This is a genomic window from Chitinophaga sp. (genome assembly GCF_035564935.1).
Taxonomy (GTDB): Bacteria; Bacteroidota; Bacteroidia; order Chitinophagales; family Chitinophagaceae; genus Chitinophaga.
Genome location: NZ_DATMTE010000811.1, coordinates 1 through 4,724, shown reverse-complemented (window position 1 = coordinate 4,724; position 4,724 = coordinate 1). Strand labels below are relative to the sequence as shown.

The 4,724-nt window shown below is 47.6% G+C and carries 5 protein-coding genes; 3 read left to right on the top strand and 2 right to left on the bottom strand.

Translation table 11 applies throughout. The features are described 5' to 3' along the window. A partial coding sequence (zwf, locus tag VN105_RS21205) for a glucose-6-phosphate dehydrogenase (RefSeq protein ID WP_325643946.1) occupies positions 1–1,430 on the bottom strand: 1,430 nt, incomplete at its 3' end. 262 nt (positions 1,431–1,692) lie between these two features. Between zwf and VN105_RS21200 the strand changes: the two genes are divergently transcribed. Genes VN105_RS21200 through VN105_RS21190 form a run of 3 tightly spaced genes read left to right on the top strand, consistent with a single transcriptional unit; the run spans position 1,693 to position 4,370 of the window. Further along, positions 1,693–3,693 carry a TonB-dependent receptor plug domain-containing protein gene (locus VN105_RS21200; protein WP_325643944.1) on the top strand — a complete coding sequence of 667 codons (2,001 nt, stop codon included), beginning with the start codon at positions 1,693–1,695 and terminating at the stop codon, positions 3,691–3,693. 4 nt (positions 3,694–3,697) lie between these two features. Then, a complete protein-coding gene (locus VN105_RS21195) occupies positions 3,698–3,877 on the top strand; it encodes a hypothetical protein (RefSeq protein WP_325643942.1) in 180 nt (59 codons plus the stop codon). A gap of 7 nt (positions 3,878–3,884) precedes the next feature. Then, entirely contained in the window at positions 3,885–4,370 is a 486-nt protein-coding gene (locus VN105_RS21190) for a molybdopterin-dependent oxidoreductase (RefSeq protein ID WP_325643939.1), read from the top strand. Between the two features lie 3 nt (positions 4,371–4,373). Here the strand turns inward: VN105_RS21190 and VN105_RS21185 are convergent. Further along, positions 4,374–4,724: winged helix-turn-helix domain-containing protein (locus VN105_RS21185; RefSeq protein WP_325643937.1), on the bottom strand; the 351-nt coding region annotated here is incomplete at its 5' end.

The following is a 4,724-nucleotide window of genomic DNA, read 5'->3' as shown; positions in this document are numbered from 1 at the left end:
GTAGGGCCCCAGGTGCCGGCTTTATACAGGTGCAGCTCTTTTGCTGGATATTTTTTACAGGTATCCAGGATGGGCATTACTACTTTCCAGGCAGCTTCCACCTGGTCTGCACGCATGAATAAGGTAGGGTTGCCATCCAGCACATCCAGCAGCAATGCTTCGTATGCTTCAGGAATTGTTTCTGTATAGGATTCCTGGTAAGTGAAATCCATCTCCACGGGTTTCAGTTTCATTTTCAGGCCCGGTACTTTACTTTCAAACAGCAAGCTGATTTCCAGCTCAGGCTGAATGCTGATGATCAACCTGTTTGGTGTGATATCATCTTTAAAAATTTTATGGGGAGAATCTTTAAACTGCACTACAATTACAGATGATTGTACCGGCATTGATTTTCCTGTGCGCAGGAAGAAAGGCACACCTTTCCATCTTTCGTTATCGATAAATAATCTTGCAGCGATAAAGGTTTCCGTGTTGGAAGCAGACAGTACATGTTCTTCCTTGCGGTATGCCAGTCGCGGCGCGCCATGTACGTTACCGGCGGTGTATTGTCCGCGGATCACATTTTTCAGCACCTGCGCAGGCGTATAATGCCTGATATCCTTCAGTACTTTTACCTTTGCATCGCGGATCAGTTCCGACTGGTAGAACTCCGGTGAGTCCATGGCAACAATACATAACAACTGCAGCAGGTGGTTCTGCACCATATCGCGCAGGGCGCCGGCGCCATCGTAATAGCCACCGCGTTTTCCCACGCCTACTTCTTCCGCTACGCTGATCTGTATATGATCGATATACTTTTTATTCCACAACGGTTCAAATACATAGTTGGCAAAACGGAATGCCATGATATTCTGTACTGCTTCTTTTCCGAGGTAGTGATCGATGCGGTAGATCTGTTTTTCCGCAAAGCGTTTGGTGAGGAAGCGATTGAGTTTTTTAGCAGAGTCGAGATCCGTTCCGAAAGGTTTTTCCACTACGATACGGTCAAGTCCATCGCGGCTGCAAATGGTGTGCTTGTGTAATCCATCTGCGATGATTTCGATAAAACGTGGCGCCACAGCAAAATAAAAGATCCGGGAGCCATGTTGTTTTTGTTTTTTCCCGAATGCATCGAGTTTCTCTTTCAGGCCGGTGTAAGTTTCCGTTTTCAGGAAATCGCCCTGCAGATAGGAGATATTTTTAGCAAATCCTTCCCATTGTTTTTCATCTGCTTTCCCGTTGCGGCTAAACTCATTTACCCCTGCGAGCAGGTCCAGTTTAAACGCAGCTTCATCTTCCGGCAGGAAATCCACGCAATAAATGGTGAATACAGGCGGCAAATGTTTATCGGTGTACAGGTTATAAAGTGCGGGTATCAGCTTTCTTTTGGTCAGATCCCCTTTGGCGCCGAAGATGGTGATGGCGGAGGGGAGTGTTTTTCCAGTTTTCATCTAAGCATCGGTTTATTCCCCTGTAATTTAAGCATCATTCCTGTAATCTGCTCATGCTTTTTTAGATTGGCTGCACAACAGAAATTAAACCCGGAGTTGACTTTCTGTTCTTTTAATACTAATTTACACCCGTTATCAACTATACACCCAGGCAGCTACATTATTTTTTTCCGCTTTCCTTTCCGGCTCCGTGACCTTGTTTTTGTTGCATACAGGCAAGCTTTTATCACCGTTATTCAAAAAAATGAACAACGAACTATCTATGTTAAAAAAGTTATGGGCCGTTAGCATGTTCACGGGTATTACCGCCTCATTGGCCGCACAGGTAAAAACAGGCAACAGTAAGGTATTTACGCTTGGAGAGGTGGTTAGTTATGCCCGGCAGGGCGATTCCGCCAATGCGGTTTCCATGGAACAGATCCGGCAATTCCACCGGCTCAATGTATCGTCCGCCCTTAACCTGCTGCCCGGCATCAGCCAGTCGAACGTAGGCCCCCGCAATGAATCCATGATCTACCTGCGGGGATTTGACCTGCGGCAAACGCCCGTTTTCATGGACGGTGTACCCGTATATGTACCTTACGACGGGTACGTAGACCTGGCGCGGTTCACTACTTTTCATCTCTCTAAAATAGTAGTAGAAAAAGGAGGCGCCTCCGTATTATACGGCCCCAATACAATGGGCGGCGTTATTAACCTGCTTTCCTCGAGGCCGGTGCATCCCCTGGAAGTAAACGCCTCCGCCGGATGGCTGAGCGGCGGACATGAAGAAGCGCTCAGCATTGGCAGCCGGATGAAGAAATTTTATCTGCAGGCGGATATATCAAGATACCAGCGGGATTACTACCGTCTTTCAGATGATTTCAGCGCCACCAAAACGGAAGACGGCGGTAAAAGGAATAACTCGTATAGCAACGACTGGCGCTACGGCGTAAGACTGGGTTATACGCCTAGTGAAAAAAATGAGCTGGCCATCGGGTTCTCCCACCAGGATGGTACCAAAGGAACGCCGGTATATACGGGAACGGATACACTAAATTCGTTATATAAAAGTCCGCGTTACTGGCAATGGCCCAAATGGAATAAGGAAAGCATCTATTTCCTTTCCAACAGCACCCTGAATGCAAAAAGCTATTTTAAAAGCCGCTTGTACTTCGACCGGTTCATTAATGTGCTGAAAAGTTTTGACGATGCCACTTACACCACGCAAAAGAAACCTTATGCTTTTACCAGTTACTATAACGACTATACGTTTGGCGGCAACCTGGAATATGGCTATACCCTGTCAGCCGTCAACAGCCTGAAAACAGCCGTTCACTTTAAACAGGATGTACACCGGGAGCATAACGAGGGAGAACCCGAAAGAAAGGTGGCGGATAATACATTTTCCGCCGGCGTTACAGACCGGCACGTATTCAACGCCCACTGGACCCTGGAAGGCGGCGCCGCATTCAATTACCGGCAAAGCATTGATGCGCAGAACTATAACAGCCAAACGAAAAGCATTACTGATTTCCCGTCGAACAACAGCAGCGCATTGAATGCACAGGCTAAACTTGCCTATACTTTTAGCAGCGAACGTTCCCTCACTTTGTCAGTTGACCGGATGACGCGTTTTGCCACCATTAAGGACCGTTATTCCTATAAACTGGGAACAGCCATACCTAACCCGGATCTGAAACCGGAAAATACGCTCAATTTTGGATTGCAATATAGCGATGCCCGGCTCCGGGATATCAGCCTGGACGGAAGCATTTTCTATAACCGTATCGGCGATGTGATCCAGAATGTTAACAACGTTGTTTACGACACTACTAAAAAACAGTGGTTATCGCAGTCGCAGAACAAAGGCCGTGCGGAGTACTACGGCGCTGAAGCCGCTATTACCTGGCATGTAACCACAACGTTTACTGCCGGCGCCAATTACACTTTCATTAAACGTAAGAACCTGGATAACCCATCGCTGCATTTCACCGATGTGCCCGAACACAAAGCCAGCGGATGGCTGCAATACAATATATCCCGGCTTGGCTTCCTGGTGAACGGGGAATACAATGCCAGCCGTTACAGCACCAGCTATGGCACGGAGGCGCCGGCATTTTTCCTGCTGCATTCCAGTACTGTTATCAGCATCGCCAACTGGCTGAAAGTGCAGGGAGGTGTGAATAATATTTTTGATAAAAACTATATGCTTTCCGAAGGCTATCCTGAGCAGGGCAGGAACTACTTTGTAAAGGTGTTGTTCAATTATTCATATTTTTAGTAAGATGAAAAAACGCTGGCGGATGATATTGCTAAGCCCTGTATTGAGGAATACTTCCAACGAAGCATGCGGCGTTTCCCTGCGGCTCAGCAAACAGGAAAAGAAAGACATTATTGCGTTCTTACATTTGCTCATTGATTCATCGTTTATCACGACCTCGGCATTCTCTGATCCTTTTAATTAACATCACCATGCTATACAAATTCGCTGCTTACTTATTTATTACAGCATTCACCGCCACTGCTGCTTTTGCACAAACCATTTCGGTTGACGGGGAAGTAACGCACCCGTTAAAGCTCAGTGCCGCAGATATCGGGAAGATGCCCAAAACAGAAGTAACTGCCGCCGATCGCGACGGGAAACCGCACCGTTACTCGGGCGTACCGGTAACAGCTATTTTGCAACAGGCAGGCGTAACGCTGGGGGCCCAGCTGAGAGGGGAAAATATGTCGAAATACCTGCTCGTAAAATCAGGCGACGGGTATGAAGTGTTGTTTTCCCTGGCCGAACTGGACAGCGCTTTCACCAATCGCGTAGTGATACTGGCCGACAAGGTGGACGGGCACCCGTTGCCTGATGGCAAAGGGCCGTTCAGGATCATAGTTCCCGGTGAAAAGAAGCCTGCAAGATGGATATGGGGAGTAACGGCCATGACCGTACGATTTGCAAAAGAATAGGGTTTACCTGCGTTTGTTCAAACCTGTGGTGCGGGTGGCAAGAAATTGTTGGAAAGCGGTATTCAATTCATTAAATAATTTTATGGCCTGCTCGCCTTCCGGGGTGAGCAGTGCACCGCCACCGGTTTTCCCTCCCCTTTCAAATTTCACCAGCGGTTTACCGGTACGCTTATTCATCTGGTCTACAAAATCCCAGGCCTGGCGGTAGGAAATTTTCATTTCCATGGCCGCTTTCCGCAGTGAGCCCAGTTCACCTATCTTCTCCAGCAGCTCAATACGGCCGTAACCGAGAAAGGGACCTTCTTCGGTTTCAATCCATATGCGTCCGTTTGGTATTAGTTTCATGTGGTAAAG

Bases quoted from the DNA above. Each gene is read 5' to 3' on its own strand.
- VN105_RS21200 (WP_325643944.1), top strand. From the start codon at position 1,693: ATGTTAAAAAAGTTATGGGCCGTTAGCATGTTCACGGGTATTACCGCC.
- VN105_RS21195 (WP_325643942.1), top strand. From the start codon at position 3,698: ATGAAAAAACGCTGGCGGATGATATTGCTAAGCCCTGTATTGAGGAAT.
- VN105_RS21190 (WP_325643939.1), top strand. From the start codon at position 3,885: ATGCTATACAAATTCGCTGCTTACTTATTTATTACAGCATTCACCGCC.